Origin of the sequence: Vibrio sp. Vb0888 (assembly GCF_033338835.1) — a bacterium.
Lineage (GTDB): Bacteria > Pseudomonadota > Gammaproteobacteria > Enterobacterales > Vibrionaceae > Vibrio > Vibrio alginolyticus.
Map to the genome: position 1 here is coordinate 1 of NZ_JAWOTL010000177.1, position 1,274 is coordinate 1,274.

Annotated in this window: 1 protein-coding gene and 2 pseudogenes; 2 read left to right on the top strand and 1 reads right to left on the bottom strand. The window is 44.7% G+C overall.

Going from position 1 to position 1,274, the window contains the following annotated elements:
- Together R7P72_RS24825 and R7P72_RS24830 are read left to right on the top strand one after the other, a co-directional pair.
- Positions 1-247, top strand: a pseudogene (locus tag R7P72_RS24825) (DUF3943 domain-containing protein); the annotation flags it as partial.
- Positions 248-471: 224 nt separating this feature from the next.
- On the top strand, positions 472-984 hold the full coding sequence (locus R7P72_RS24830; protein WP_005483182.1) for a glycine cleavage system protein R: 513 nt from the start codon (positions 472-474) through the stop codon (positions 982-984).
- A 77-nt stretch (positions 985-1,061) separates the two neighbouring features.
- Here the strand turns inward: R7P72_RS24830 and R7P72_RS24835 are convergent.
- Positions 1,062-1,274, bottom strand: a pseudogene (locus tag R7P72_RS24835) (carboxynorspermidine decarboxylase); the annotation flags it as partial.

Genomic DNA, 1,274 nt, shown 5'->3' on the forward strand with positions numbered 1-1,274 from the left:
GCAAGACATCGTAGCAAATGGCGGCGAAGTGTTAGGTTCAGAAACTGCAGGCGACGTTTCTCTCTTCTTCCTAAACCCTGTTGGTCATATCCACCACTGGGTGACTGACGCATGGGGCGGCAGCGCTGAATTGAAATTCAACTCCTCACCTTGGTTCGGCAATCAAGATGTTGCGAAGTTTGCCATGGACGCAGGTGCAAGCTACGACAGTCAGTTTTACGGCGTAGAGCTGAAAGTAACGTTCTAAGCCAACCATATTGAACGACATTAATGAAGAGCAGCCAAACGGCTGCTCTTTTTGTATCTAGTGCACTGTTTTGATTATTTGCTTCGCGAATTAGTGTGAAAAATTGACTTCTATCAAACATAACCCCTTCCTAGGACCTACACTGAAGAAAAGGACTTATTCCAATAACTTAAGCGATGCGTTCCACCGCACTGCGTCCAAACCTTATTCCAGGAGGGGACATCATGAACACTGTGTTTATCGTTAACTTTGTCGGTCAAGCATCACCGGCGACTATCAAACAACTGGCTGCTGTTACTCATGAAAACGGAGGCAAATGGTTAATCAGTAAAGTGAACTTTATTGAAGACCAAGTCGCTGGGGTGATAAAAGTTGAGTTACCTGAAGAAAACGCGGACACGGTGAAAGAAGCGTTTTCAGCCTGCCAGACTCTAGTAGTTAAATTTGTGGATTCAGAGCCTCACTCACACAAAGAAGATACCATTTTCCAACTTCGTCTCGATTCCAATGACCGTGCAGGTATCGTCAATGAAATCACTCACGTTCTGGACGCACAAGGTATCTCTATTTTAGATATGGATTGCCAACGCGTATTTATTGCCGGGGGTGGCGGTGTGAGTTCTAGCTTGTTCAGCGCCAAAATGGCTATCAAGCTGCCAAGCGAATTGGAAATCGAGGATGTGGCGAACGAGTTAGAAGCGCTCAGCGAAGACACCAGAGTGATTATTGAAAGCTAGTCGATTTAGCCTTTTATTCATAGAAAAAGAGCAGCTATAAATAGCTGCTCTTTGTCATTGTAAGCATGAGAAAAACATTACTTCACAGACCACTGTGACAGTGAGCGTTTGAAGTCTGAGTAGTCAAACTCATTCAGTTTTTGAATCTCGCCGCTTGAACGCTCACAGTAAACAGAAGGCATACGTAGACCATTGAACCAGTTTAGTTTCACCATCGTGTAACCAGCGCTGTCTAGAATGTGCAGACGTTGACCAATCTCTAGTGGCTGATCAAAATTCGCCACACAGAA

Coding starts and splice junctions, on each gene's coding strand:
- R7P72_RS24830 (WP_005483182.1), top strand. CDS start 472: ATGAACACTGTGTTTATCGTTAACTTTGTCGGTCAAGCATCACCGGCG.